Here is a 26,099-nt window from a genome sequence, read left to right as displayed (position 1 = left end):
CTAATTCTCTGAATATTTTATGCTGGGCATGTTATAAAACAGATAACTCGCTGACGCTCAGACAATCTGTTTTATAACATAGCATAAATTATCCAGAGAAAAGAACTTCTAATATCTTTTCATAGGCGCATGCATACTTCTATTTTATGCATTTGGCCTGAAATCATTTGGTTATAAGGGCTTTGATGTTTTTTATTTAATAGTATTAGATTCTAAAAGTCATAAGATGATAATGACTGCAAGAAATAGTATAAGAAACAGTACAGAAAAAGTATTAAAACAGTATTGAAACATATAAGAAATTATAAAGGAAATAAACAGGAAAAAGTACAAGAGACAATACAAGAAACAATAGACTAGTACAAGAAAAATACAAGAAATAATATAGGAATCAACAGGGTTTAATACAAGAATTATACGGGAAAAATTTAAGAATTAATACGGGAGAAATATAAGTATTTATACGAGAAAATTAATACGGGAAATAATACAACAAATATACAAAATTAATAAAGGAAATAATACAAGAAATAAACAGAAATTAATTCAAAAAATGAATCATATATATTTCAAGAACAAAATTCAAAATAATTGAGAACATAACATAAGTACATTTTACGAAAGCTTGAATAAGGGAGGACAACCATGAATGTGGAGAAGAACCAGGATAAAAACTCTGATAGCCTTTATGCCAGGGAAAACAGGTACTGCTGGTTTCTGGTTAAACGTTATTATGCCATGAATTTTGACTTCTTTGATATGGAACCCCATAGTCATGGAGAATTTGAGATTATGTATATTGCCAGCGGCAGCTGCTCTATCTATAGCTGGACTGCTGAGGGCACAGAAGAAGTTTGGAAGATGAAAGAGGGTGAGTACGTAATTATTGATGGTGGCACCAGGCATAAGCTGGAAGTTGTAAAGGGAGTGCGCTGCCGTATATTGAATCTGGAGATAGCCCTATTGCCTCAGTCCGGGGGAAATGGAGGAAATACAATAGAGCAATTTTGTGAGCAGTCTAAATCCTTAAGAGACTTTTTTAAGTTACCTGCCTCTATATATAAATGCTATGACGGAGAAGGTACCTTGCATACGATTATAACAGAGATTCATAAACAGCTGCAAAATCCCACGGATACAGGAGAACACAGAGTTATGCAGAATCTTTGCCTGGCACAGCTTTTGGTGGAGTTAGGCAGACAAAGGTCTAAGAAATACCGCAGCGATGGCGGCAGCAAATATGTCAGCAGAACCCTTTCATATCTAAACAGCAACTATGATAAGGATATTAAAGTAGAGGATATTGCAGCTAAAATCGGAGTCTCAGCAGCCTATCTCCAGAGATTGTTTAAGGAGCAGACGGGTAAGACTCTCGTAGACAAAATAAATGAACTTCGTATAGAGAAAGCAAAGGTTCTTCTTGAAACCAGCAGTCTTCCGGTAACCGACATTGCAATCAGTGTGGGTTTTAATAACCGGCAGCATTTTACCTATACCTTCAGGAAACTCACAGGCTGTTCTCCTTCTGTCTATAGCAAGCATAAGGGAGATTATCAGGTCTGGGCTTTTAAATAAGCTTATCCGCCTTCGTTCTGTTTGCGGAATTCCGTAGGAGAGATGCCCCACATTTTCTTGAACAATCGGCTGAAATAAAGAGGGTTATCATAGCCAACCAGCTGTGCCACCTCTGAAATATGAAAAAGTGAATTGGTCAGCAGCTCTTTTGCGGTAGTCATACGAATATTTATTATATATTGCCTTGGTGAGATACCGACATGCTTTGTAAAAGTATCGATAAAGCGGTAATAATTTAATCCCCGTTCTTTCGTAAATTGCTTTATGGTAAAATCCTTTTCAGGGGATAAATGAAAGATTCTAAGAACTTCTTCCACTTCCTTATTATAGTTCTCAAATATTTTTCTTTCCCTTATCCGGTTTCTTCCCATTTTGAGCAAAAGCTGCTGCATCAGAAACTTCAGCTGTGTTTCAAAAAAAGGCTGTTTCAGCTGCAGCTCCTGTATGATGCCGTCAAAGAGATGGATATAGCTGTTGTGTACACCTACCTGATAGATTGTCTCTTCTCCCCAGCCCATCTGGTTCAGGAAGGGGTTACTGTCCTTGCAGGAGAAATGTACCCAGTAAATGTCCGGATGTTCCTCCAGGTAATAGTAATAATACTGGGGTTCACCTGGATGAAAGAGCACACAACTGCCTTTTTCCAACGTCTGTACTTTCCCATTGATTCGAAAACGTGCTTTCCCGTCAGCGATATAGATAAGCTGATAATTTGCAGCTCCTTGTGGGCGTTCAGTGTAGAACCGGTCTTTCTTGACCAGCCGGTATCTGCCGCTGCAATGTACGAAGAAATCCTCCTCGGATACGGATTTTTCATCTGACTGCCAATCATAATATCCTACTACTGTAAGCATCTTAACCTCTTTCCTGGAGTAGTGCACTAGTGCTATTTAGAAATGCTTGATCACTGTATCATCATAAATCACACCTTGCTGTCTCACATAAATGCCTCTCCAAAGTGGAGCAGCCTATGTCTCACAAAAATGTCTCCTCAAAGTGGATGCAGCCCATGTCTTACAAAAAAATGTCTCTCCAAAGTGGATGCAGCCCATGTCTTACAAAAAAATGTCTCTCCAAAGCGGATGCAGCCCATGTCTCACAAAAATGTTTTTCCAAAGTGGATGCACCCCATGTATTTTACAAACACCCTCTGTTAATTTTATGCCATAATATTGTCTGGCTATTGAAATGATTTTATAATATTTATCCGAAACTGTCAAATTCAATTTGAAAACTTTGTGCATATAGATATCAACTTTATGTATGGAATAATAACAATTATTTTGGTATATTCAACTTATAAAAAATAAATTTTATGCTGATGAAAGGATTACTTATGTTACAGTCAGAATTAAAATTACCAAAGTATTATGAAGACCCTTCTGTTCTTCACGTTGGCTGTGAGGACAACCGCAGTTATTATCTTCCCTTTGCTCCAGGTGAAGCTATTAAAAGCTCACGAATAAACTCCTTAAACGGTGATTGGGATTTCCGTTATTATGATAATCCCTTCGAACTGGAGGATTTTACACAGGCTGGTTATGAATATAAGAATTATGCCTCCATTCCTGTCCCAAGCTGTATACAGATGCATGGTTATGACCGTCACCAGTATACCAATGTTAATTTCCCCTTTCCCTATGATCCCCCCTTTGTTCCCCTGGAAAATCCCACCTGCGTATACCATCGCTGCTTTGACATAGAGCAGACGCCTGGTGAGAATAAGTATTATCTGAACTTTGAGGGTGTTGACTCCTGCTTTTATGTATATATCAACGGCAATCTGGCAGGATACAGTCAGGTATCTCATTCTACCAGTGAATTTAATATAACCTCCTATCTAAAAATAGGTGAGAATGATATAACCGTTGTGGTATTAAAGTGGTGTGACGGAAGTTATCTGGAGGATCAGGATAAATTCCGTATGACAGGAATCTTCCGTGACGTTTATCTTATCAGCCGTCCAGTTAACCACATTCGTGATTATTTTGTAAAGACGCTGTTAACGGATAATTACACAAAAGCAGAGATTAATGTGGACTTTGAGTTCAGTGGTGAGGCAGTACCGGTAACAGGCACCTTAACCGATGCTTCCGGCAAGGTAATTGCAACTGAAACGGTAAAAGACTCAAAACTTGTAATTGAAATGGCAGCTCCGTCTCTTTGGAGTGCGGAATCCCCTTACCTATACACCTTGACCATCAGCACACCGGAGGAGGTGATCTATCAGAAAGTAGGCATCCGCTCAGTAGAGGTTGTGGAAGATATAATCCTTATTAACGGTGTTAAGGTTAAATTCAAAGGCGTTAACCGTCATGACAGTGATCCTGTAACAGGCTATACCATCAGCAAAGAACAGGCCATAAAAGACTTGAGATTAATGAAGGAAGCCAATATCAACGCTATCCGTACCAGTCATTATCCCAATGCACCCTGGTTTAACGAATTATGCAGCGTATATGGTTTCTATGTAGTGGGAGAAAGCGATTTGGAGGCCCACGGCGCTACCAGCTACTATGGCGCCAGCTGGTCAGATACCTATGGCGATCTGGTACAGCGTGAGATATTTGCAGCAGGAATCTTAGACCGTAACCAGAGAAATGTTATCCGCGATAAGAACAATGCCAGTGTGGTTATATGGTCCATGGGAAATGAAGCTGGCTACAGCAAGGCCTTTGAAGACACCGGTCGTTGGATAAGAGAGTACGATCCTACCAGACTTGTACATTATGAAGGCAGCATTCACCAGACCGGCGGACATATAAATGATACCTCCATGCTGGATGTATACAGTACCATGTATGCTTCCGTGCCTGGCATTGAGGAATACCTTAAATCCAATCCCAAGCCGTATATGCTCTGTGAATTTGTTCATGCAATGGGTAACGGCCCCGGAGATATGGAAGACTATTTTGAATGCATTTACGCACATGACCGTTTTGTGGGCGGATTCGTATGGGAATGGTGTGACCATGCAATCTATCGTGGTATTACAAAAGACGGACGCAAGGTATTCCATTATGGCGGAGATTCCGGTGAATACCCTCATGACGGTAATTTCTGTGTGGACGGTATGGTATCTCCTGATCGTATCCCCCACCCGGCGCTGGCAGAATACAAAAATGTAATCCGTCCGGTACGCGGAGTGCTGTTAAACAAAGAAGACGCTACAATTGAACTTGAAAACAAGTTGGATTTTACCAATCTGAAGGATTATTTAAAGGTAGAAGCAGAACTTCTGGTAAATGGGGTGACAAAAGAGGTATACCAGCTTGGAGCATTGGATGTGCCTCCTCATGGAAAGATTACCCTTAAGCTTCCTGTAGATAAAAACCTTTTTGGAAATGAGAGTGTTACAGTCAAGCTCAACTACCTTCAGACAATAGAACTTCCCCTGACTGCAATAGGCCATAAGCTGGGCTTTGACCAGCTATTCTTACAGGAAAGCATACTTCCTCTGAGCAAGACTACTGGCAAGAGTGAAAGTAAAGGAAATACAGTTCAGGTAGAAGAGAATGGTACGAAAATAGTAGTAAACGGAGAAAACTTCAGCTATCGTTTTAATAAGCTGTATGGAAGCTTCGATTCCATGGTTGTAAATAACCACTCAGTATTGGAGAAACCTCTGGAATATAACATTTGGCGTGCACCTGCCGATAATGACCGCAATATTCGTAATTCCTGGGAGAGAGCCCGCTATGATAAAGCCTTCCCCCGTGTATATGAAACCCGCGTATCCCAGGAAAACGGAGTAACTGCGATTTACTGCAAGCTGGCAATTACAGCAATTCAGATTCAGCATATACTGGATCTTCAGGTAACCTGGTACATTGGAGCAGAGGGTACAGTAACCGTAGAGATAGACGGTAAGAGGAACAAGGAGCTTCCTTTCCTTCCACGCTTTGGCCTGCGTTTCTTCCTGCCGAAGGAATATGATAAAGTAAATTATTTGGGTTATGGACCTGGTGAAAGTTATATTGATAAACGCCGCTCCTCCTGGTTTGGCAGATTTGATCAGGAAATCGCTGATATGCATATAGATTATATCAAACCCCAGGAGAATGGAAGTCATTATGGCTGTGAAGAGTTAACGGTAGTATCTTCTTATGGAAAAAGCCTTCATATTACTGCGCAAACTCCTTTTTCCTTCCAGGCAGGACGTTATACACAGGAAGAATTAGCAGAAAAAGCACATAATTACGAGCTTGAAGCAGCAGACAGTACCATACTCTGCTTGGATTATAAGATGAGTGGTGTAGGTTCTAATTCCTGCGGGCCGGCACTTGCAGAGAAATATCAGCTGAATGAAGAGGAAATCTCCTTTAAAGCCACATTGTATTTTGAGTAAGCTTTTATAAAATCAGCTTTTCCTCCCATAAAGTAGAACATCCAGACCGACATAAGCAGTTTCAGATACCTTCTGGCAGAACTGCAAAGAAGCGGAAACCTCCGAAAGTTACAGGAGGTTTCCGCTTCTTTTATAAGATCAGGATTGTGCTATGATTTTCATTACGTCATCTCTGTCTTCTGGTGAAGAGAATACCAGTGCCTGATCTGGCTTTTTCTTTTCCGAACCGCGATAGTAAAAATATACTGGTGAAAGGTCAAATATAGTTTTAACACCCTTCGATCTAAACTGTAATTGGTAATGCTCGTTACTGAGTTCAATATGGTCAACATCTTTTAATCTGACCAAACAGGTATTTTCAAAGGAATAGTTTTTAAAAAGATAATCCTTGGTAATATAGACCCATTCTTCATATCTCTTGTCTCTTATATGTTTTATTTTTATAACGGAGGAATCAACCATCTGAGCAGCGAAAGCAGCTTCTTCCCCCGGTGTTGTAAGTTGAGAATGCATTTCTTTTTTTATCATATGGTTTTTCAAGATTAAATGTAACCTCACTGATAAGACAGTTGAGCAATGGTTTTGAGGACGAACTTTCGTTGATAATTGTAATATCCGCCAATAATTTTCCTTCTTTTAGCAAGGAAACTAATTGGTACTTGGTTTTGGATGCAACCATCGTATTTACATCATAGATTTCCTTGTAGTTTGAACTAAAGTCGGAAAAGCTAAAACCTGCTTCTGAAAGTTCAGCTACGGTTGTTTTGCCTGGTTGAACAGTGTAACCGCTTATTTCCAACTCATAGGGTTTACCGGCTATCAGGGGGCTGGTGCTTATAAAATACAATCCCAGAAGGGCAATTGCACAAAGAGCAAGTATAAGGGTGACTTTAAGAATCTCTGCTGGTTTGTTTACAGCTTGGGATTTCTTATTTTCATTATTCATGTTGATAGTATCCATTGAAGACTCCTTATAAAATTTTCCATTAGTATAAAACATTGGAAGATAAATGTCAAATTTTAATAAATTTTGTCACTGGAAAAGCATACTATAATCTATCATTATTAAAATATTAAAGTTATATACGTTTTTCCAACCTGTTCAACACTTGACAGCGCAATATGAGTCATATAAAATAATAAATAGTCAAAGAATATAGAAGGAATGGTTACGACACCAATAAAACCAGATTTTTACTGCTTATATGTAAGGCTATTGATTTGTTTCAAATTTGAGAAAAGAATATAATAATATAATTCAATTATATAGAATGCCAAAACCAGGAAGGGTATAAAAGTTCATGAACTTGAATAAGCAAAGAGCATTTATAATACATTTTATTTTTTTCTTAATTCTAACACTACTGCTGTATGTTGGAATTAAATATGTTTTTCCGCTGTTGATGCCTTTTGTTATTGGTATTGTAATAGCCATGTCATTTCGGAACCTGATTGACCTGATTGAGAAAAAGACTCATATTAAGCGGGTATTTATTTCTATTCTGACACTGCTGGTTTTTTACAGCCTGCTGGGCTTTATTATTAGCCTTATTGGTGTAAAGATGGTCAATTTTGTAAGCTCTCTGTTTTATAATCTGCCCACACTCTACAAAGAAACACTGCTTCCGGCTTTAAATACGGTAACAGACAATATGATAGAGAAGTATCCGAGTACAAGAACCTATCTGGATAATTTTATGAGTAATATCGATCAATCGGTATTTACGTATCTCTCCCAGATATCCACGAAGGTTGTATCAATGGCAACCGGGTTTGCCGGAATGTTACCCACCCTTTTGATAAAATTTATATTCACAATAGTATCCTCTTTCTTTTTTACAATAGACTATTATAAGATAACCCGTTTTATTGTTCGCCAGTTCAAGCCTGAGCATCAGAAGGTGATACTGAACTTAAAGGATAATGTTATCGGCTCTCTTGGCAATTTTATTAAAGCTTATACAGCCATCATCTCCATTACTTTTGCCGAGTTATCGATTGGTTTCTGGATTCTTGGTATACCTAGTCCTTTTCTTTTTGGTTTGCTGGTAGCAATCATAGACATCATGCCTATCCTTGGTACTGGTGCGGTGCTCCTGCCCTGGTCAGTTATTGCCTTTATAATCGGTAATACTAAGATTGGTATGGGAATGCTGATATTATATGTTGTAATTACAGTAGTAAGGCAAATACTTGAGCCAAAGATAGTAGGTCAGCAGATAGGATTATATCCCATAGTAACCCTGATTCTTATGTATGTCGGTGCCCAGTTGATGGGAGTGTTAGGACTCCTGATTCTTCCAATAATGGCCACTATTCTTATCAAACTGAATAAGGAAGGCAGTATTCATCTGTTTAAGATATAAATGTTTTTAAAAGGACAGGCAAGTTTCCTTGCCATAAGTAATGATTTTGAAAGTGATTATAACTACTTCTAAAATGAACTCTAAGTTGAACTAAGTTAATAATTGGTTTTAATAATTCTGGCAATGCGTTAGCATTGCCAGAATTTATATATAAGTGATGAAATTACTATTGCCTTTTTTAATTTATAACCACATAATAATCAGTAATCTGGAAGGAATTTAAAACATTATCTATAATGCATTCATTACAGTTGGAGCGATGTGAAGGGAGAAGTACTGGATGACAACTATTTATTTTGTACGGCATGCTCAGCCTGATTTTACGGTACAGGACGATGCCGGCAGACCGCTGACGGATAAGGGAAGGGCAGCTACTGTTCTGGTAACGGAGTACTTAAAGGATAAGGATATTCAGGAAGTGTTATCCAGTCCCTTTATTAGAGCTGTTGATACGGTGAAAGACTTTGCAGCGGGAATTGGCCTGTCTGTTAAAACGGTATATGATTTTAGGGAACGAAAAGTGGACAGTCAATGGATTGAGGACTTTACAGCCTTTACAAAGAAGCAGTGGTCTGATTTTGATTATAAATTAACCAATGGGGAAAGTCTGCGGGAAGTGCAGGAGAGAAACATTAGGGCACTTGAAGGTGTCTTACTTGAATATGATGGAAAAAATATAGCAATCGGAACTCATGGAACAGCCTTAAGCACCATAATAAATTATTACGACAACACTTATGGATATGAGGATTTTAACAGTATGAGAACCCTGATGCCCTGGGTTGTAAGAATGCAGTTTCATGGCACCAGATGCCTGGAAATCACGAAGATAAACATATTGCAGGCGGAAAATTAAGGAGGTTAAAATAACCCTCACATTCTTTTAGAGTTACACATGCAACTTATAGCAATTGTAAGGAGGAAGGTTGAAAACCAACTGCTTTTTAAATATAGATTCACGAATGGAAAGTCAAAGTTTTATATTCATGAAAGGGGTTAAGATGACAAAATACAAACCTTCTGAACTGGCCGAAATGTTTGGACTGCATCCCAATACCATAAGGATGTATGAAAAAATAGGTTTTCTTTCGAAAGCGGAACGGGAAGCAAATGGTTATAGAAGCTTTACGAAGGTTCAGCTGTACCAGCTTAAGATATGCAGATGTATTTTTAACCAGCCTTTTACCAATCGCAAGATCAGAGCTGCGGGTAATCTGATAATCAAAGCTGCAGCAAACAAAGACCTTAAGGCTTGCAGCATTTATGCCGGACAGTATATAGCTGTTATACATAAGGAGATTGAAAATGCGGAGTTAACAGTGCAGCTGCTAAAGGACTGGGCTGAAGCAGAGGATATTGGTGGGGAAGAAAGCAGTGGGTTATACAGCCGAAAGGAGGCAGCTCATGTCCTTGGAACCACTATAGAAGCAGTTCGTAACTGGGAACGTAACGGTTTGATTTATTCAGAAAAGACCGGTGAATTAAAGGAGAGGCTGTTTGATGAAAAGGATATCAAAAGACTCCGCGTTATCTATATGTTAAGGCAGGCTGGCTACAGTATGACTGCCATACATAGCAGCCTTTCCATGTACGATGCCGGATTCAAGGACCGGATAGTAACCTCACTAAATAAGCCGGAACTGGAGTTGTTATCCGTAGGAGATAACTGGCTGGAGGCCTTGACCTCACTGGAGCGTGACGCCAGTCAGATTCCGGAATATATAACTAAACTTCGAAAAATTATAAATTAGAACCTTCCACTTGTACACCACCCTGACCACTGATGATATCATATGGATATATTCAGCGGAAGGATGGTGTTTTTTTATGCAGGAACCAATTATTGCAGTAGAAAGACTTAGAAAGGTTTACCGGGTGCCGGTCAGGGAGAAGGGTTTGCTGCCATCAGTGAAAGCCTTGATTCATCCGGTTTACAACAATGTGACAGCGGTGGATAATATAAATTTTCAGATTAACCGTGGCGAAATTGTAGGGTTTATTGGACCGAATGGGGCAGGTAAAACAACAACGCTTAAAATGCTCTCCGGGTTATTATATCCTACGGAAGGGAATACCCGTGTGGCAGGGTATATACCTTATGAAAGACAACGTGATTATTTAAAAACCATAAGTATGGTCATGGGGAATAAATCACAGCTTATTCCAAGCATTACAGTAATGGATTCCTTCTATATCACAAAAGAAATATATCAGATATCTTCTGAAGACTTTAAACCAAGGCTTGAAGAACTGTCTGATTTGCTGGAGATAGAAGATTTGCTTAACAAGCTGCCGAGAAACCTATCACTTGGCGAGAGAGCGAAATGTGAATTTGCTGCAGCACTTTTGTACCGGCCGGATATTTTGTTTCTGGATGAACCAACCCTTGGGATGGACGTATCAATACAAATAAGGTTACGAAAATTTATTAAAGATTATAATAAGAAGTACGGCACCACAATAATACTTACCAGCCATTACATGGAGGACATTACCTCCTTATGCAGCAGGACAATATTTATTAATAAAGGAAAACTAATGTATGATGGATCCCTTGAAGAACTCAGCAGGAAATTGTCTCCTTACAAACTGATTAAGGCCACCTTTAAAGAAGAGCTACAGGAGGTTTCTGCACTTTTACCGAAAGACAGCACCCTTACGGAGAAAAATGGTCTGACCTATATCTTTCGTGTGAATAAGGAGGAGATTTCAGAAACTGCAGGTGTACTTCTTCGCAGCAACCTTATTATTGATCTTACCATAGAAAACCCCTCCATTGAAGCAGTAATAGACAAGGCGTATCAGGAGGGCGTATAGAAATGAAAGAAAGGCGTTTACTTCTGGTTAAAGATATAATTCCTGTGTATTCAAATGACATAAAGCAAACGGCAGTGCAGAAAGGAGGTTCCTATGAATTTAAGAGGTGGCATTGCATTAATTAGAAAGACCTTCCTAAGTTACACAGCTTCCAGAGGTTTTTTCTGGACCCTGGCCTTTGGCTGGCTGATGATGCCCTTGATTAATATGTTTGTATGGGTGATTGCAGCGGGAGATGGCCCGGTTATGGGGTTCACGGGAAATGATTTTGTTGTATACTATATGGTTTTGATCTTAGTGAATCAGCTTACTTATCCGGTATCCCACTGGACGGTGGGGGATAATATTTTTAACGGAACTTTTTCTTACTGGCTCCTGCGGCCCCTGCCTCCGATTTATGAGGCAATAGCTGCAGATATTGCAGCAAAGGTAGTATGTATGCCGTTTACGATAGTGTTTATCTTAGGGATAGTTATGGTGCTTGGAGTGTCTTTTAGTGCTGAGGCTGTAAATATCGTATTATTTGTTATATGTCTGCTGCTGGCACAATTGCTTCGGTTTATGGTTGCTTACAGCATATCTCTGGTTGCCCTTTTTACCAGTAAAGTGAATTCTTTACTTGGTATCAATGATACACTTTTGTTCCTGTTTTCCGGGCAGGTTATACCTACTCTGTTGATGCCCGGTATAGTCGGAACAATCTCTGGTATTTTGCCTTATCGGTATATGCTTGGATTTCCTGTTGAGGTATTACTGGGCAAGCTGAGCATGGGCCAAACCATAGGGGGGATTGTATTTCAGCTTATATGGCTGTTTATAATTATCGGGCTTAACAGGGTAATATGGAAGAGAGGAATTAAGCACTACTCTTCTGTAGGCGGATAAAAATACCGTTAGCTGATTTGGGAAATACCCGGAGGTAGAGTGAAATGAGGTAACTTCACTCCAGTTCGCTGGCTTTCGACGATTGCAATATCCAGTAAGGGTGAAATAAGGTAATTTCACTACCTCAAATTTTATACGCGTGCTGAAGTACGCAGATAGGAGCCATATGAAAACAGTAAAATTTTATAGGAAACTGATAAAAGTATTCTTTATGACGTCTTTGCAAGGTGATATCGCTTTCCGGGCTGACTTTGCAGCAAAGCTTTTCAATACGGTGATTATGCTTTCAGGCAGTATCGGCGGTATTCTTATAATGTTTTCGGTACATAAGAGTTTTAACGGGTGGGGTTTCTATGATATGCTGGCTGTAACAGGCACCTTTATGCTGATTCAGAGCTTGAAAGAGCTTTTTATCTCCCCAAGTCTTTCCTCTATATCCGGCATGGATGGGGAGCTTTGGACCGGAGGTTTCGATTATACCTTATTAAAACCTGTCTCTACCAGATTTTATATCAGCATCAGACACTGGTCTCCTATGGCTGTATTTGACATTATAATCAGCATAATCCTCCTTCTTATTTCCCTGTTTGAAAGTGAATCGCCTAAAACAATAGGAAGCACAGCAGCTTTTCTGGCTTATCTTTTGGTAGCCCTGCTGATACTATACTCACTTATGCTCCTTCTGGCGTCTGCAGCTTTCTGGTATCTGGGAACACCCTTACTTTGGATATTAAACAGTCTTATGGCATTAGGACGATACCCGGTAAAAATATATCCTGTACTGTTTCGGAATCTGTTAACCTGGATCATACCGGTGGGAGTCATTATAACCCTGCCTGTGGAAATACTGCTTGGAAGGGCATCGGCAATTGAAATTGCAGGAGGAGTGGTGCTTGGACTTATTTTATATGCTGTTGCTGTGATGTTTTTTAAGGCAAGCCTGAAAAGATATTCCAGTGCATCCAGTTAGAGAGTTTCTGAAAACCCAATAGTCTGAAAACTGACTTATATTGACAGAATAACTTGACAGAGGCAGCCTGAGAGTATATTGTAATTGAAAAGCATAATTTACTACATAGAAATAAAGTTATTGTCAGCATGGGAGGTTAGCAGATGGAAGGAGAATTGGTATTTCAAAAAGGCAGTAAGGACGATATTCCGGAAATATTCGAAGTCTTTTCTGAAGGTATTAAGGAAATGATTGCAAATGGTATCTATCAATGGGATGAGGTATATCCAAGTGTCGGGGATCTTGAGAATGACCTTGAGAACGAAGAACTGTATGTCGGTAAATCTGAAGGAGACATTGGAGTTGTGTTTGTACTGAATCAAGACTTTGATGAACAGTACAAAAATGGGAAATGGGTCCTTGAAACAGAGAATTTTATGGTTATCCACCGTTTATGTGTTCATCCTAAATTCCAGAACCGCGGTTTTGGTAAGAAGACTTTGCTGCATATTGAAGAAATCCTGAAGTCAGAAGGAATAAAGTCCATCCGTCTGGATGCCTACACACTGAATCCCTATGCGTTAAGAATGTATAATTCCCTGGGCTATTCAGTAGTTGGCGAGGCTAACTGGAGAAAGGGTAAGTTTTACCTGATGGAGAAAATCCTTCGTGACAAAGGAGAGGACAAAGGGTTAACTTAACCAGTGGTTGAAAAGAATCCGCCTGACCGGTTATTGAAGCTTCTTTGACCGGGAGCTATAATAAATCTGACCGGTCAAGGAGAAAAGAAAATGAATTTAGGAAAAAAGATTAAAAACTTAAGACTACGTAAATCTGTCACCCAGGAGGAATTAGCAGAGCATCTGCATATTTCCGCCCAGGCTATCAGCAAATGGGAGAATGATGTAACTACTCCGGATATCCAGATACTTCCTGCCGTATCAGCCTTTTTTGGCGTCACTATCGATGAACTCTTTGAGGTAGAGGCAGAAACCCACCTGGAGCGAATTGAGAATATGATAATGGCGGAAAGAGTCCTTACTAAGGTGGATTACGATTATGCCGAACGTTACTTAAAAGATACCCTGGAGGATAATAAGCATAAAGCTAAGTGTCTTCAGCTGCTGGCAGAATTGTATAACCACGAGGCAGATGTATACAGAAGCCAGGCAGAGTATTATGCCAAAGCGGCACTGGAAGAAAATCCTGACTCAAAGGATAATCACGTCTCATTAATGAAAGCCCAGCAGGGAACGGCAAAAGATTGGAACTATATCAATCATCATAATAGAATTACCTATTACCAGCAGTTTGTTAAAACAAACCCGGGTTATCCCAGAGGGTATATGTATCTGCTGGATGAACTGATAGCCGACGGAAGGCTTAAGGAAGCTAAAACAGTCTTAAAAGATATGCAGAAGGTCAGGGATGATTCCAGAGTTGCTATGTATGAAGGTGAACTTCTTTGGGCGGAAGGAAAGCAGGAGGAAGCTTTTGGGGTCTGGCAGGGCATGGCAGATAAGGATGCCGGGAACTGGTTGGTATATGCTTACCTGGCAGACCGCTATGCAGGAATCGCTCGTTATGAAGAAGCGATTGAGTATAATAAAAAGGCTTTTGAACTGCAGCCGTCGCCTAAATATGTAGATGCAGCGGAATGCATGGCTCATATCTACGAAATTCTTGGTAATTACCCGGAGGCTGTAAGAGCCTGGGAAGAATATATAAGGGTACTTCATACAGAATGGAATTGCGTTGAAGGTGAATCTGTTGACAGACCCAAAAGAGAAATTGCAAGATTAAAGGAATTAGTCGAAATATAGAATAAAAGGGGCAGCTGTCCATTGAACTGACATCTATAAGTTAGACAAAAGAATCTAATTTATGTGAGGTCACATCATACAGCAGCCCTTTTTTCTTACCAATATTGAAAAGTTCTAATTTTGGAATATACATTATATTACTATGAAAACTTATGAATTTAATTTATAATATATGCACTTGCAAAGAGGATGATAAAAACAGCTTAGATAAGATGGATATATTTAAAAAGATTAAACGGAGGTAGATGAGATGCCAAGAAAAGTTGTTCTATTCATAGCAGAAAGCCTGGACGGATATATAGCCACCAAAGAGGATGATCTTGAATGGCTGATTAACACGGAAGGTGAAGGGGATAATGGTTATTCAGAATTCTATGATACCATTGATACAATTATTATGGGCAGAAGAACCTATGACTGGATTGTAAGTCATGAAGGCGATAACTTTCCCTATGAAGGAAAGCAATGTTATGTACTGTCAGGCTCCAGACAGGGAATAGATGAAAATGTTGAATATGTAAATGGTGATATCACAGAATTCATGCAGAAATTGAAGCAGGAAGAAGGCAAGGATATCTGGATAGTAGGCGGCGGCAGTATGCTCCATGAATTTATTGAGAAAAGACTTGTGGATGAGTGGATTATCACAGTTACTCCCACTATTCTTGGAGATGGTATCCCGTTATTCAAGAAACATGATTTTGAAACAAGGCTTCGCTTAAAAGGTGCCAGAACCTTTAATCAGTTTACTGAACTTCATTATGAAACAGTGCATTAATAGTAGTAGCTCTTTTGGAAGAGCTTCTGTTACTTTAAGCCTGTATACTATTAAAACCGGTTATTCAAAAAAGAATAGCCGGTTTTTTTAATAAGTATTGACAATATATCTCAGTGGTAGTATGGTTATACACATAAGTATATAACCGTATTACTGTATAACAAGAAAGGAGGTTTTTGCTTGAATACGACCTTTGATAACAATAAACCAATATTTATACAAATTCGTGAAAAAATTGAAGATCAGATCGTAAATGACCAATTAAAGGAGGAAGAACAGGCTCCCTCCACCAATCAGTTAGTGAGCTTTTATAAAATTAACCATGCCACGGTAGCAAAAGGAGTAAATCAACTGGTAGAGGAAGGGATACTCTATAAAAAAAGGGGGATTGGCATGTTTGTTGCAGCTGGAGCGAAAGAAAAACTCATGAACAAGAGAAAAGAAGTATTCGTAGATGACTATATAGTGCCTTTGGTGCAAGAAGCTGTAAAGCTTGGAATATCCGAGGCCGAAATAACAGAGATGATTAATAGGATAGGGAGGATGGTCAAATGACATATCAAGTAGAAGTGAAAAATGTATCCTTAAAATATAAGAAATTCGAAGCCTTAAAGAATATTTCCTTTAAACTTGAGGATCAGAAAATATATGGACTTATCGGTAGAAACGGTGCTGGTAAGACTTCCCTCCTGTCAATTCTTTCAGCTTTAAGAGAAGCCACAGAAGGAGTAGTAACCGTTTCGGGAGAACCTCTTTTTGAAAATGCGAAGGTTGTAGAGCAGATTCGGCTGATATACCAGAAAGATTACAAGGATGAGTATAGCAAGACTGGACAGTTAATCAAGGCGTCCGCAAGATTCAGCCCGAACTTTGACAGAGAATACGCGGAGACTTTAATCAAGCGCTTTAAACTGCCTAAGAATAGAGCTGCTAATAAGCTATCCAAAGGTATGCAGTCCGTACTGGATGTAATTATCGGATTGGCAAGCCGTGCACCCATAACCATCTTTGATGAAGCCTATCTTGGTATGGATGCACCTACGAGAGTAACCTTCTATAAAGAATTACTGGAGGAGCAGGCCAGAAGCCCAAGGATTATAATCTTATCCACTCATCTGGTATCAGAAATGGATTATCTCTTTGATGAAGTACTGATACTTAAGAATGGTTCCTTGCTTCTTCAGGAAGAATATGAAACTTTAATCTCGAAGGGAGTTACCATTACCGGTGGAATTAAAGAGGTGGATGAATTTATTCAGGGAAGACGGATATTGGGCTCAGAGCAGTTGGGAGGCACTAAGGCTGTAAGGCTTTATGAAGAAGAGCTGGAGCAGTTAGTGGCAAAGGCACATGAAAAGGGATTAGATGTCGGACCGATTTCTCTTCAGGATTTATTTATCTACTTAACTGAGGATGAGGCTGAGAAGGTATAATAATATAAACTAAAATTGAAAGGTATAGGTGTTTTATGAAATCAAAATCAAAAACCCTGAGTGTATTCAAGGATATTTATGAATCATATTTTAAATACACCATATGGTTTATTATTGCTATTATAATAATGCATTTGGGAATGTCTGTACTATCCTTTAGAGATGCATCTGCAGCAAATGCGTTAAGGGACGGAATGGAAAGAGAAAATTTGTATATTACTTCTTATAGTGCTTCTGGAATTTTTATGATAGTTATAGGAATTGTAACAGGATTTATACAATTGCCTTTTTACGTGACACATGGAGTGACAAGAAAGGCTTACTTTCGTGGTAATGTGCTTGCGTCCTTAGCCCTCGCCTTCACCCTGGCTTTTATTTTCAGTGCAGGTTCGGAGTTAGGAAAGCTGATTTTTGGGCAGTTTGGATATTCATTTAAGGAGGAGGTTCTGATACCCGGTTTGAGCAACAATTGGCTGCTGTTGTTCTTTTTATATGCCTTAAATATATTTGCCTACTTCTTAATGGGCTGGCTGATTAATATTGGTTTTTACCGCTATCATGCATTGATTGGAATAGGGTTTATAGTTGTTGCTTTAGCAGCATTAGCTCTTCACGGAATGGTGTGGATAAACGGATGGTTTTCTATATTTAGTGATGATTTTAAAGATATATTTGCAGACAACTCCATTTATTTTTCAGTTATCGGAACGGTAGGCGTAATAGCGGTTTTATTAGGCTTAATCCGAACGCTTACCAGGAAGGTGCCTATAAAGATTTAAGGATATTAAGTAAAGATAAGATATTTTTAAAAAAAGAGGTAGCTGATAGCTTAATAATTTGAAACACAGCTTTTACAGGATGAAATTTATGAAAATAGAATTTAGGAGGAAGCACTATGACATTTGTATACCTGATGAAGAACCAGAACCAGCTTAATAAAGAACTGGTGGAACAGCATGTGGAACATCTGAAGCAACTAAAAAAAGAGGATAGACTCATACTTTGTGGGCCATTTGGAGATTATCCCGGAGGAATGGTAGTATTTTCCGCACAGGATAAGGAAGAGGCTGACCGTATAGCGCAGTCAGATCCCTTTATTTCCTCCGGCTGTAAGACCTATGAGCTGAGAACAATGGAAATAGCGGATGAGACTAATAACTATCTGCTGTAGAAGCGGAATTTATGTGAGCTGTTGCAATAAAAATATAGCAACAGCTCTATTTTTATAATCTTTTGAGTTTCTTTAGATAATTATTATAAATACGTAAGGTAATTGAAAGAACTATATGGATTTTATATGGTAAAATATTCATGTTTTTGACATTAGGGATACAGTTATTAGCTGTATCGAAAGGAGATATTAAAGTGATGAAGAAAGTACTTTCCGGTATCATGGCTATAATTTTAGTGATTATGACAGTATCAACCGTGCCGATAGGGGAGGCCTATGCAGCAGAGGCAGGCAAAAAAGAGGATACAGCAGGTTTTCAATATGAGTCAGGGGATACTGATATTTCTGTTAAAGTAATGGAAATGCTGGGAGTGATAAATGTAAATACATCGGGAAGCTGGGGAGCGACAAAAGGAGTGACCCGTGGAGAATATGCGAAAATGCTGGTAAGCCTTTCAAGCTATGCCGGAAAGGTAAGCAGTAATACCAATGCAAGAATATTTGTAGATGTATCACCAAAGAACCAATATTCCGGTTATATCAAATTAGCTGTCAGCAAGGGCTGGATGAGCGGTTATCTTGGGGGTAAGTTTAAGCCTGGGAAACTGGTGACCCTTGAGGAAGCTATAAATGGAGCAGTTATGCTGCTGGGTTACAGTAATGAGGACTTTGAAGGGAACATTTCCGATGCCAAATACGGACTTTACCTGGATAAGGATTTAAACAGCAATATAAGCCTCAAACGAAGCAGCTCCATGAAGCGGAAGGACTGTATAAACTTATTCTATAATCTGTTAAAGGCAAAAAATAAAGAGGGCAGCCTTTACGGGGAACTCTTTGGTTATTCTTTGGATGTCAGGGGAGAAATTGATTACGATAAAAAAGTGAATGAATCTTTAAAAGGCCCCTTTTTTGTAAATGCGAAATGGGAGAAATCCATTCCTTTTCAGGTAAGCGCAAAGCGACTATATAAGAATAACAATAAAAGTGGAAAATCTGGCATTAAGGCAGGTGACCTGATATATTATTCTATCACCTTAAAGACAGTATGGGCATTTGACGCGGATAGTAACATCGGATATAAGGCTCTTCTTGATAGCACCAGAAAGGGACCCTACCTATATGGCAGCAGCTGGAAAGAGAAAATTCCCTTCAGTGCAAGCTCAGCCAGTATTTATAAAAATGATAAAAAGGCAGCTATATCAGATATAACCAATTATGATATATTGTATTATTCCAAAGAAGCAAAGATAATCTGGGCCTATGACGAAAAGGGAGAGGTAGATTATCTAAGCATACTGAATCAATATAAAAAGGGACCCTATATCCTAAAAGACAGTTCACTGTCCAACCTACCTCAGAGTGTTCAGAATGCAAGAATTTATAAAAATGGTAAGTTAAGTGAAAAAGGCAGGCTGGAGGCATATGATGTAGTTTATTATTCTGAAGAATTAAAAACCATCTGGGCCTATAATAATAAGGTCTACGGAACCTATGAGGAAGCAAAACCCAATCAGGTAGCCCCTGCTGAAATAGTAGTTGGCGGAGTTACCTATAAGATTGGCAGTCAGGCTTTAGGTTATGAGCTATCTGCCCAGGGAAGTATCAGAGAGGGAATGAGGGTAGTACTGCTTCTTGGAGATGACGGAACCGTAGCGGGAATTACCCCTGCAACAGATATTCAGTCTGTAATAGCGGGTTATGTTATTAAGACCGGTATACATATGTCGAAGGACAGTAAAGGAAACGCTGATCTAATCAATTATATCCGAATTGTAGATACCAGCGGAACGGAACAGGAATATGATACAAAACTGGCAAATTTCGTGGTGGGAGATATTGTAGAGATAAACTATGTAAACGGTGAACCAGTAGTATCGAAGGCTGTATCCGGCAGACTGGAAGGTACCGTAAGCAGTAACGGTACCAGTGTTTCCGGCAGGGTAATTACGGCCAATGCCAATATTCTTGATGTAGCAAAGGGAAGTTATACAAAGGTAAGCCCTAACAAACTCAGCGGAACCCAGTTAACCAGCCAGAATGTGTTATATTACGGAGTAAATAAATCCGGTGAGATCACGGATATGATACTGTTAAATGCCACGGGAGACCTCTTTCAGTATGGAATATTGCTTTCTTTTACAATAATCGATCAGATGAACGCAGGTAATGGAAATTTACAGTTATCCGGCACCTATACCTATGATCTTAGTGGAAATAAATATACCACAGAAGCCCAGGAAATAAGCTTTAACGAAACAGCAGGACCTAAAGGATTTCTGATTAATAATGGTGAGATCAAGTTCCTGAAGACCCTTTATAAGGTTGGGGTTACTTCTATCGAAAGAAATCAGGTAAGGGGAGGCGAGTCTGTATATCCTATCTCTGACAAAGCAGCAGTATATGTTTACAGCGATAATAATTATTACCCTGCCAAACTTTCCGACATCTCAAATCTGAAGAAATACAATGTTGAGGCCTATACAGATAAGATTAACCAGGAAGACGGTGTTATCAGGGTTATTGTTGCAACAAAGAAATAACATTGCCGGAACAGGCAGATAGGAGACTAAATGACACAACAGGAAGTAAGCAGTGTGAAGCCGAAGCGCAAAATAAATCTTAAGAATATAAAGTGGAAAAAGGTTATTAAATATACAGTTATCCTGCTTATAATTGCAGTAATTGCGGGAAAGGTCATGGAGTTATTAAAGCCTGCCGGCAATCAGGCTCAAATGTCAGTACAGACAGCAACAGTTACCAAAGGTAATGTAGAGAGCATGCTAAGCGGGAAAGGAACCATTGAACCCCTGGATAAATACGAGGTCAATGCTCTTGTAAAAGGAGAAGTGCTGGAGGCACCTTTTGAGGAAGGCGACAGGGTGTCAAAAGGAGATCTCTTATACCAGATAAGCACAAAAGATGTGGAAAACAGTATAGAATCCGCAAACTTATCCGTTGAGAAAGCAAAAAGGAACTATGATGACTCCATGATAAAGTTAGGTGATCTGGAGCAGACTGCCAAAATCTCAGGTTATGTTAAGAAGCTCTATGTGAAAGCCGGTGACAATATTCAGGCCGGAGCCAATATTGCGGATATCTATAACAGTGACTATATGTATCTTGAGGTACCTTTTCTCTCGGCACTGGTAAAAGACAGCCTGATTGGAAAGCAGGCGGTCATAACCATGGACACAACACTGGAACAGCTAAAGGGAAAAGTAACCGCAGTCAGTGACATGGAAGAGACCATAGCCGGTAATATAGCTACCAGGAAAGTAACCATAAAAGTAAAGAATCCGGGAGGAATTGCAGCCGGAGCACTGGCCCTTGCAAGCATTGGCACAGAGCAGTGCGCTGCAAACGGTACCTTCAGAGCAGGTGTTGAGCAGACCATAACGGCAGAGGGTTCCGGAAAGATAAGTACGCTAAAGCTTGCGGAAGGCAGGTATATGGAAAGCGGAAGCACAATCTATACCCTGGCCTCAAAGGATATGAACAACGCAATTGAGGACAGTAAACTTTCGTTAAAGGAAGCGGAGCTGGCCCTTAAGAACCAGAAAAATCAGTTAGAGAATTACAGCATTCAATCCCCTATATCCGGTCAGGTAATCCTTAAAAATAAGAAGAAGGGAGATACCATAGATCCGGGAACCGACAGCAGCAAAGGGGCGCTGGCAATTGTCTATGATCTGTCTGCCATGACCTTTCGTATGAATATTGATGAGTTGCAGATCAGAAATATCTCAGTAGGTCAGTTAGTCAGAATAACCGCAGATGCCCTGCCCGGAGAAGAGATAGAAGGCAGAGTAGAGAAAATCGGACTGAACAGTACCACCAATAACGGTGTTACCACTTACCCGGTCACCATCCGCATTGATAAAACCGGGAATTTACTTCCTGGAATGAATGTAACCGGAAAAATCATAACTGCCAAGTCAGATAATGTGCTCATGGTACCCACAGGTGCAGTAATGCGTGACAATATTGTATATGTAAAAACAGCAGATAAGGATACCAAAGCAGAGGGTAAAGGTCATAAGGACAACGGGTCTGTGGATTCGGAGGGTGTACCTGACGGTTTTAAGGAGGTTAAGGTAGAGGTTGGAATCAGCGATGGTACCTATGTAGAAATAAAATCCGGTCTGAAGGAGGGAGACGAAGTATATATTCCCTTTGTGGATACCAGTGGAATCGGTGGCGGCGATATGGGCTATTACGAAGAAGTTACTGTGACGGAATAGGAGGAGACATGAGCGCTGAGCCTTTAATTGAAATGATAGATATACAGAAAGTATATAACATGGGCGATACCCAGGTCAGGGCCAATGATGGCATCAGTATTAAGATATATCAGGGAGAGTTCGTTGCAATTGTCGGAAAGTCCGGAAGCGGTAAATCCACTTTGATGAATATCATTGGTGCCCTGGATACCCCCACCAGTGGAAAGTATATTCTTAAAGGGCAGGATGTTAGCAAAATGAAAGGGGACTATCTGGCAGAAATACGAAATAAAATGATTGGGTTTGTATTTCAGCAGTATAATCTGCTGCCGAAGCAGAACCTGCTGGAGAACGTTTCACTTCCCCTTTTATATGCCGGTTTAAGTGAAGGAAAACGAAAGAAAAGAGCATTGGAGGTACTTGAGAAGGTGGGAATCGGCGATAAATGGAGAAACCTGCCCAATCAATTATCCGGCGGACAGCAGCAAAGGGTATCCATAGCCAGAGCCCTGGCAGGCAATCCGTCCCTGATTCTTGCAGATGAACCCACCGGTGCCCTGGATTCACGCACCAGCAGAGAAGTTCTTGATTTGTTAAAAGACTTGAACCGTGAAGGAAATACCATTGTTCTGATAACCCATGATAATTCCATAGCAGCAGAGGCCCAAAGGGTCATCAGGATTATAGACGGTAAGGTATCCTTTGATGGTAAGGTTGAGAAATATAAAAATGTTCTAAAGGAAAGTGAGGAAGAGCATGGGTCTGATACAGGTATTTAAGTTATCTTGGAGCAGCATCGTAAGCAATAAAATGCGGTCCTTCCTCACCATGCTTGGTATGATTATCGGTGTTGCCTCGGTCATTATCATGGTCAGCCTGATGGAGGGAATGACAAGGGAAATGAAAGACTCCTTTGGATCAATGGGAGTGAATAACGTTACGGTCTCCCTCATCGGAAGGAATGGAGATGTAATACTGACCGAAGAAGACATGTACCAATATGCTAAGGAGCATAAGGACACGGTTAAGGCAGTGATACCTAACGTTGCCTTTCAGACTACTGTAAAAGGTGCAACAGACAAGATGGAAGGAGCTCAGATTACGGGAGTTGATGAAAAGTATGCGAGCCTCAATGATAAGACGGTAGAAAAGGGCAGTTTTATTAATTACATGGATATAACCAACATGGAAAAAACCTGTGTAATCGGCAGCTATGTGGATTTAAAGGTTTTTGGTCAGAAAGCAAAAGTTGGAGATACCATTAAAATTGGCGGAGAAGCCTATACCATTAAAGGAATCTTAAAAGAAACTGCAAATAACGTGGAGTGGTCCGATGACAATTGTATTTACATACCTTACACCACCGGTGCAAGACAGGCGGGGATAGGAAGCATCAGCAGCTATTCCCTGGTGGCAAAGGATACCAATGTGGTGGAGAAAGTAACCTCAGACATTAATGATTATCTGTATAATATTTATCATGATAAGAAGTTTTATTCTGCCACCAACCTGATAAATATGTTAAACGAGATAAACCTTCAGCTTGGTATGATGACGGCACTTCTTGCAGGTATTGCAGGAATTTCCCTGCTGGTAGCGGGTATCGGTATCATGAACATCATGTTGGTATCCGTAACCGAAAGAACCAGAGAGATTGGTATCAGAAAATCTCTGGGGGCCAAAAAAAGAGATATTATGCGCCAGTTTGTAATGGAAGCCGGGACTACAAGCGGAATAGGCGGAACAATAGGTATCCTTTTAGGTGCATTTGCAAGTATTGAAATCGGTAAGGCCATAGGCTTTAATGCGACGCCTACCTTGTCAGTAGTGTTGATTTCCTTTGGTATCTCAGCAGGTATAGGAATCATATTCGGATATCTGCCGGCAAATAAGGCAGCAAAACTAAATCCCATAGAAGCCTTAAGAAGTGAATAAAGGTGGAAAAGTTAAAGTTTCATAGAAGCATTAAGAAGTGAATATATCCGAAAAGCTAAATCCCATGGAAGCAAAGCTTACGCAGAAGATATATAGATAAACAGACTCAATAACTATGTATAGGAAGGGAGGTGGAATAAATCAAAAAAAGAATAATCCTATTAATTATATTGGTATTTGCCCTGGAAGGTTGTTCCCCTAAATTGAAAAATAGTTTCGAAAATACGAAGTTAGACACAGTAGAGGAGAGCTCGGCTGAACTAAAAGAACAGGAAGAGAAGGGGCGAGAGTCAGCCGATCAAACCACTGTAACACAAGAGGCAGTACCTTCTGAGGCCGTGGTTGAGGAGAACGGTAAGCAGGTGCCGGTAACAGGGCAACCGGTTACTATGGAAGATTTGTTAGCAGAGATGACAGACCGGGAAAAATGCTGGATGGGTCTGTCTCCCAAAAAATATCTGAATGACTTTGATACCCTTTATAAAGAGCTTCAGGCTAACTACCCCTATTTTGGGGTGGTGAACCGCAAGCATAACGTGGATATGGAAGAAAGCTATGAACAGTACCGAAAACAGATAAAAGATTGCAGAAATGATGATGATTTCTGGACTTTACTCAGAGCCTTCATTAATGAACTACAATATACGGGTCATATTCAGGCCTGGGGCTACCGATATGCCAATGAACTGAAAAGTCTGAAGGACACAGTGGAAGCCTTTCCGCAATATAAGGAGACCTTACAAAGATACATTGACAAGCTGGAAAATCCTGTTTCTGAGAAGAACTATCAGCTTATGAGGGATTTCTATGAAGAGTTGGAGGCAGAGGTCATTGAACGAAACAAAGAAATGGGTTTTTCAGAGGACAGTGGGACCGGCTGGGAAGAGACGGAATTCATACCAAATGTAACAACAAAGGTACTGGAGAAGGGTAAAATTGCCTATGTAGATATTGAAGCCTTTGATATGAGCACTTATGAGGAAGATAAGCAGATATTGCTGCCCTTTTATGAGAAAGTTCAAAGCTATGACCACCTTATCATCGATATTACTAAGAATACCGGCGGCGGGATGGATTATTATAATCAATTGGTAGTAGCGCCTCTGGCTGATAAAACATATTCAGTATCAACCTACTTACTGGCGAAGGCAGGATTGAACAATCAGTATTTTCTCAATCTGAAAGAAGGTCTTGCAGAAGGACTATGGCTGCCTCTGTCAGAACTTCCGGACCTTGAGGGTATAAATAAAGAGGATATATCCCAGCTGGATTATTTTATGAAAGAGACTTATCTGATCAAACCAAATCACAAGTCAGCTTTTAAAGGGAAGATATGGCTGTTAGTAAGCGCACAGAATTATTCCTCCGCAGAATACGCCGCCATGTTTTCAAAAGAATCCGGGTTTGCGGCTCTGGTAGGGGAACAAACAGGAGGTGACGGAATCGGTGTTGATCCTGCTTATATTATCCTGCCTAACACTGGACTGGTAGTTCAATACAGTCCCATATATGGAATAACCGGTGATGGCAGGAATAGCGAAGAATACGGCACAGAGCCGGATTATTACCGCCGGAAAGATGAAACAGCGCTGGATACCTGTCTAAGGCTGATTAAGAATAATAATAACTGAACTTAAAGGCAAGTAGCTGCGGAACTGTATAGGTTCTGCAGCTATTTTTGTCATTCAGGCAGTTAATTAATATTGATACTTACCTGAACAGTCCTATTTTTCATGACAATTGTCACATTATCTTTTTACAATCTACACTATCCATTATTACTAAATATTAGTAAT

General features: G+C 39.9%; 23 protein-coding genes. 20 read left to right on the top strand and 3 right to left on the bottom strand.

Going from position 1 to position 26,099, the window contains the following annotated elements:
• Window positions 1-645 precede the first annotated feature (645 nt).
• Complete coding sequence (locus tag BR73_RS0100515) at window positions 646-1,575, top strand: AraC family transcriptional regulator (protein ID WP_033163961.1); 930 nt, start codon at window positions 646-648, stop codon at window positions 1,573-1,575.
• A gap of 2 nt (window positions 1,576-1,577) precedes the next feature.
• On the opposite strand, the gene BR73_RS0100510 is transcribed toward BR73_RS0100515, so the two are convergent.
• Window positions 1,578-2,429, bottom strand: coding sequence for a helix-turn-helix domain-containing protein (locus BR73_RS0100510; protein WP_033163960.1), 852 nt, complete (start codon window positions 2,427-2,429; stop codon window positions 1,578-1,580).
• A gap of 482 nt (window positions 2,430-2,911) precedes the next feature.
• Here BR73_RS0100510 and BR73_RS0100505 point away from each other — a divergent pair, with 482 nt between their 5' ends.
• Entirely contained in the window at window positions 2,912-5,923 is a 3,012-nt protein-coding gene (locus tag BR73_RS0100505) for a glycoside hydrolase family 2 (RefSeq protein WP_033163959.1), read from the top strand.
• A gap of 138 nt (window positions 5,924-6,061) precedes the next feature.
• Here BR73_RS0100505 and BR73_RS0100500 read toward each other — a convergent pair whose 3' ends face one another.
• Both BR73_RS0100500 and BR73_RS0100495 read right to left on the bottom strand, forming a co-directional pair.
• Complete coding sequence (locus BR73_RS0100500) at window positions 6,062-6,436, bottom strand: hypothetical protein (RefSeq protein ID WP_156034557.1); 375 nt, start codon at window positions 6,434-6,436, stop codon at window positions 6,062-6,064.
• On the bottom strand, window positions 6,378-6,884 hold the full coding sequence (locus BR73_RS0100495) for a hypothetical protein (RefSeq protein WP_033163957.1): 507 nt from the start codon (window positions 6,882-6,884) through the stop codon (window positions 6,378-6,380). Before BR73_RS0100495 ends, BR73_RS0100500 begins: the two co-directional genes overlap by 59 nt.
• A 340-nt stretch (window positions 6,885-7,224) precedes the next feature.
• Here BR73_RS0100495 and ytvI point away from each other — a divergent pair, with 340 nt between their 5' ends.
• From ytvI to BR73_RS0100405, 18 genes are all read left to right on the top strand, one after another.
• On the top strand, window positions 7,225-8,289 hold the full coding sequence (ytvI, locus tag BR73_RS0100490; RefSeq protein ID WP_033163956.1) for a sporulation integral membrane protein YtvI: 1,065 nt from the start codon (window positions 7,225-7,227) through the stop codon (window positions 8,287-8,289).
• 280 nt (window positions 8,290-8,569) lie between these two features.
• Window positions 8,570-9,145 carry a histidine phosphatase family protein gene (locus BR73_RS0100485; protein ID WP_033163955.1) on the top strand — a complete coding sequence of 192 codons (576 nt, stop codon included), beginning with the start codon at window positions 8,570-8,572 and terminating at the stop codon, window positions 9,143-9,145.
• A 145-nt stretch (window positions 9,146-9,290) separates the two neighbouring features.
• On the top strand, window positions 9,291-10,040 hold the full coding sequence (locus BR73_RS0100480; RefSeq protein WP_033163954.1) for a MerR family transcriptional regulator: 750 nt from the start codon (window positions 9,291-9,293) through the stop codon (window positions 10,038-10,040).
• A 76-nt stretch (window positions 10,041-10,116) separates the two neighbouring features.
• Window positions 10,117-11,106, top strand: a complete 990-nt coding sequence (locus tag BR73_RS0100475) for an ATP-binding cassette domain-containing protein (RefSeq protein WP_051684866.1) — start codon at window positions 10,117-10,119, stop codon at window positions 11,104-11,106.
• Window positions 11,107-11,199: 93 nt separating this feature from the next.
• The gene (locus BR73_RS0100470; RefSeq protein WP_033163953.1) at window positions 11,200-11,991 is read left to right on the top strand and encodes an ABC-2 family transporter protein; all 792 of its coding nucleotides are present in this window, start codon (window positions 11,200-11,202) and stop codon (window positions 11,989-11,991) included.
• 166 nt (window positions 11,992-12,157) lie between these two features.
• A complete protein-coding gene (locus tag BR73_RS0100465; protein ID WP_033163952.1) occupies window positions 12,158-12,961 on the top strand; it encodes an ABC-2 family transporter protein in 804 nt (267 codons plus the stop codon).
• Window positions 12,962-13,104: 143 nt separating this feature from the next.
• On the top strand, window positions 13,105-13,641 hold the full coding sequence (locus BR73_RS0100460) for a GNAT family N-acetyltransferase (protein WP_033163951.1): 537 nt from the start codon (window positions 13,105-13,107) through the stop codon (window positions 13,639-13,641).
• A 90-nt stretch (window positions 13,642-13,731) separates the two neighbouring features.
• Window positions 13,732-14,763: a helix-turn-helix transcriptional regulator gene (locus tag BR73_RS26960; protein ID WP_051684865.1), complete on the top strand. Its 1,032-nt coding sequence runs from the start codon at window positions 13,732-13,734 to the stop codon at window positions 14,761-14,763.
• Window positions 14,764-15,013: 250 nt separating this feature from the next.
• A complete protein-coding gene (locus tag BR73_RS0100450) occupies window positions 15,014-15,541 on the top strand; it encodes a dihydrofolate reductase family protein (protein WP_033163950.1) in 528 nt (175 codons plus the stop codon).
• A gap of 180 nt (window positions 15,542-15,721) precedes the next feature.
• Window positions 15,722-16,096 (top strand): GntR family transcriptional regulator, encoded by a 375-nt coding sequence (locus BR73_RS0100445; protein WP_033163949.1) that lies wholly within the window; start codon window positions 15,722-15,724, stop codon window positions 16,094-16,096.
• Complete coding sequence (locus BR73_RS0100440; protein WP_033163948.1) at window positions 16,093-16,974, top strand: ABC transporter ATP-binding protein; 882 nt, start codon at window positions 16,093-16,095, stop codon at window positions 16,972-16,974. The genes BR73_RS0100445 and BR73_RS0100440 overlap by 4 nt, the downstream gene beginning before the upstream one ends.
• 35 nt (window positions 16,975-17,009) lie before the next feature.
• Window positions 17,010-17,753 carry a hypothetical protein gene (locus BR73_RS0100435; protein WP_033163947.1) on the top strand — a complete coding sequence of 248 codons (744 nt, stop codon included), beginning with the start codon at window positions 17,010-17,012 and terminating at the stop codon, window positions 17,751-17,753.
• A 116-nt stretch (window positions 17,754-17,869) separates the two neighbouring features.
• Window positions 17,870-18,145 carry a YciI family protein gene (locus BR73_RS0100430; RefSeq protein ID WP_033163946.1) on the top strand — a complete coding sequence of 92 codons (276 nt, stop codon included), beginning with the start codon at window positions 17,870-17,872 and terminating at the stop codon, window positions 18,143-18,145.
• A gap of 197 nt (window positions 18,146-18,342) precedes the next feature.
• Window positions 18,343-20,688 carry an S-layer homology domain-containing protein gene (locus BR73_RS0100425; protein WP_033163945.1) on the top strand — a complete coding sequence of 782 codons (2,346 nt, stop codon included), beginning with the start codon at window positions 18,343-18,345 and terminating at the stop codon, window positions 20,686-20,688.
• Window positions 20,689-20,718: 30 nt separating this feature from the next.
• Window positions 20,719-22,389 (top strand): HlyD family efflux transporter periplasmic adaptor subunit, encoded by a 1,671-nt coding sequence (locus BR73_RS0100420; RefSeq protein WP_051684864.1) that lies wholly within the window; start codon window positions 20,719-20,721, stop codon window positions 22,387-22,389.
• A gap of 8 nt (window positions 22,390-22,397) precedes the next feature.
• Window positions 22,398-23,147: an ABC transporter ATP-binding protein gene (locus tag BR73_RS0100415; protein ID WP_033163944.1), complete on the top strand. Its 750-nt coding sequence runs from the start codon at window positions 22,398-22,400 to the stop codon at window positions 23,145-23,147.
• On the top strand, window positions 23,125-24,303 hold the full coding sequence (locus tag BR73_RS0100410) for an ABC transporter permease (protein ID WP_051684863.1): 1,179 nt from the start codon (window positions 23,125-23,127) through the stop codon (window positions 24,301-24,303). Before BR73_RS0100415 ends, BR73_RS0100410 begins: the two co-directional genes overlap by 23 nt.
• Window positions 24,304-24,506: 203 nt before the next feature.
• A complete protein-coding gene (locus BR73_RS0100405) occupies window positions 24,507-25,934 on the top strand; it encodes a S41 family peptidase (protein ID WP_033163943.1) in 1,428 nt (475 codons plus the stop codon).
• Window positions 25,935-26,099: the final 165 nt, after the last annotated feature.

It is taken from the genome of Clostridium sp. KNHs205, assembly GCF_000702945.1.
Classification (GTDB): Bacteria; Bacillota; Clostridia; order Lachnospirales; family Lachnospiraceae; genus Anaerocolumna.
Note: the sequence above shows the minus strand (reverse complement) of the source record. Positions and strands in the feature narration are given on the sequence as shown.

What these genes read in the sequence shown, in the direction of transcription:
- BR73_RS0100515 (WP_033163961.1), top strand. Translation starts at nt 646, where the DNA reads ATGAATGTGGAGAAGAACCAGGATAAAAACTCTGATAGCCTTTATGCC.
- BR73_RS0100505 (WP_033163959.1), top strand. Translation starts at nt 2,912, where the DNA reads ATGTTACAGTCAGAATTAAAATTACCAAAGTATTATGAAGACCCTTCT.
- BR73_RS0100430 (WP_033163946.1), top strand. Translation starts at nt 17,870, where the DNA reads ATGACATTTGTATACCTGATGAAGAACCAGAACCAGCTTAATAAAGAA.
- BR73_RS0100495 (WP_033163957.1), bottom strand. Translation starts at nt 6,884, where the DNA reads ATGGATACTATCAACATGAATAATGAAAATAAGAAATCCCAAGCTGTA.
- BR73_RS0100480 (WP_033163954.1), top strand. Translation starts at nt 9,291, where the DNA reads ATGACAAAATACAAACCTTCTGAACTGGCCGAAATGTTTGGACTGCAT.
- BR73_RS0100510 (WP_033163960.1), bottom strand. Translation starts at nt 2,429, where the DNA reads ATGCTTACAGTAGTAGGATATTATGATTGGCAGTCAGATGAAAAATCC.
- BR73_RS0100475 (WP_051684866.1), top strand. Translation starts at nt 10,117, where the DNA reads ATGCAGGAACCAATTATTGCAGTAGAAAGACTTAGAAAGGTTTACCGG.
- BR73_RS0100500 (WP_156034557.1), bottom strand. Translation starts at nt 6,436, where the DNA reads ATGCATTCTCAACTTACAACACCGGGGGAAGAAGCTGCTTTCGCTGCT.
- BR73_RS0100485 (WP_033163955.1), top strand. Translation starts at nt 8,570, where the DNA reads ATGACAACTATTTATTTTGTACGGCATGCTCAGCCTGATTTTACGGTA.
- ytvI (WP_033163956.1), top strand. Translation starts at nt 7,225, where the DNA reads ATGAACTTGAATAAGCAAAGAGCATTTATAATACATTTTATTTTTTTC.
- BR73_RS0100415 (WP_033163944.1), top strand. Translation starts at nt 22,398, where the DNA reads ATGAGCGCTGAGCCTTTAATTGAAATGATAGATATACAGAAAGTATAT.
- BR73_RS0100440 (WP_033163948.1), top strand. Translation starts at nt 16,093, where the DNA reads ATGACATATCAAGTAGAAGTGAAAAATGTATCCTTAAAATATAAGAAA.
- BR73_RS0100450 (WP_033163950.1), top strand. Translation starts at nt 15,014, where the DNA reads ATGCCAAGAAAAGTTGTTCTATTCATAGCAGAAAGCCTGGACGGATAT.
- BR73_RS0100410 (WP_051684863.1), top strand. Translation starts at nt 23,125, where the DNA reads ATGGGTCTGATACAGGTATTTAAGTTATCTTGGAGCAGCATCGTAAGC.
- BR73_RS0100460 (WP_033163951.1), top strand. Translation starts at nt 13,105, where the DNA reads ATGGAAGGAGAATTGGTATTTCAAAAAGGCAGTAAGGACGATATTCCG.
- BR73_RS0100465 (WP_033163952.1), top strand. Translation starts at nt 12,158, where the DNA reads ATGAAAACAGTAAAATTTTATAGGAAACTGATAAAAGTATTCTTTATG.
- BR73_RS0100425 (WP_033163945.1), top strand. Translation starts at nt 18,343, where the DNA reads ATGAAGAAAGTACTTTCCGGTATCATGGCTATAATTTTAGTGATTATG.
- BR73_RS26960 (WP_051684865.1), top strand. Translation starts at nt 13,732, where the DNA reads ATGAATTTAGGAAAAAAGATTAAAAACTTAAGACTACGTAAATCTGTC.
- BR73_RS0100420 (WP_051684864.1), top strand. Translation starts at nt 20,719, where the DNA reads ATGACACAACAGGAAGTAAGCAGTGTGAAGCCGAAGCGCAAAATAAAT.
- BR73_RS0100470 (WP_033163953.1), top strand. Translation starts at nt 11,200, where the DNA reads ATGAATTTAAGAGGTGGCATTGCATTAATTAGAAAGACCTTCCTAAGT.
- BR73_RS0100435 (WP_033163947.1), top strand. Translation starts at nt 17,010, where the DNA reads ATGAAATCAAAATCAAAAACCCTGAGTGTATTCAAGGATATTTATGAA.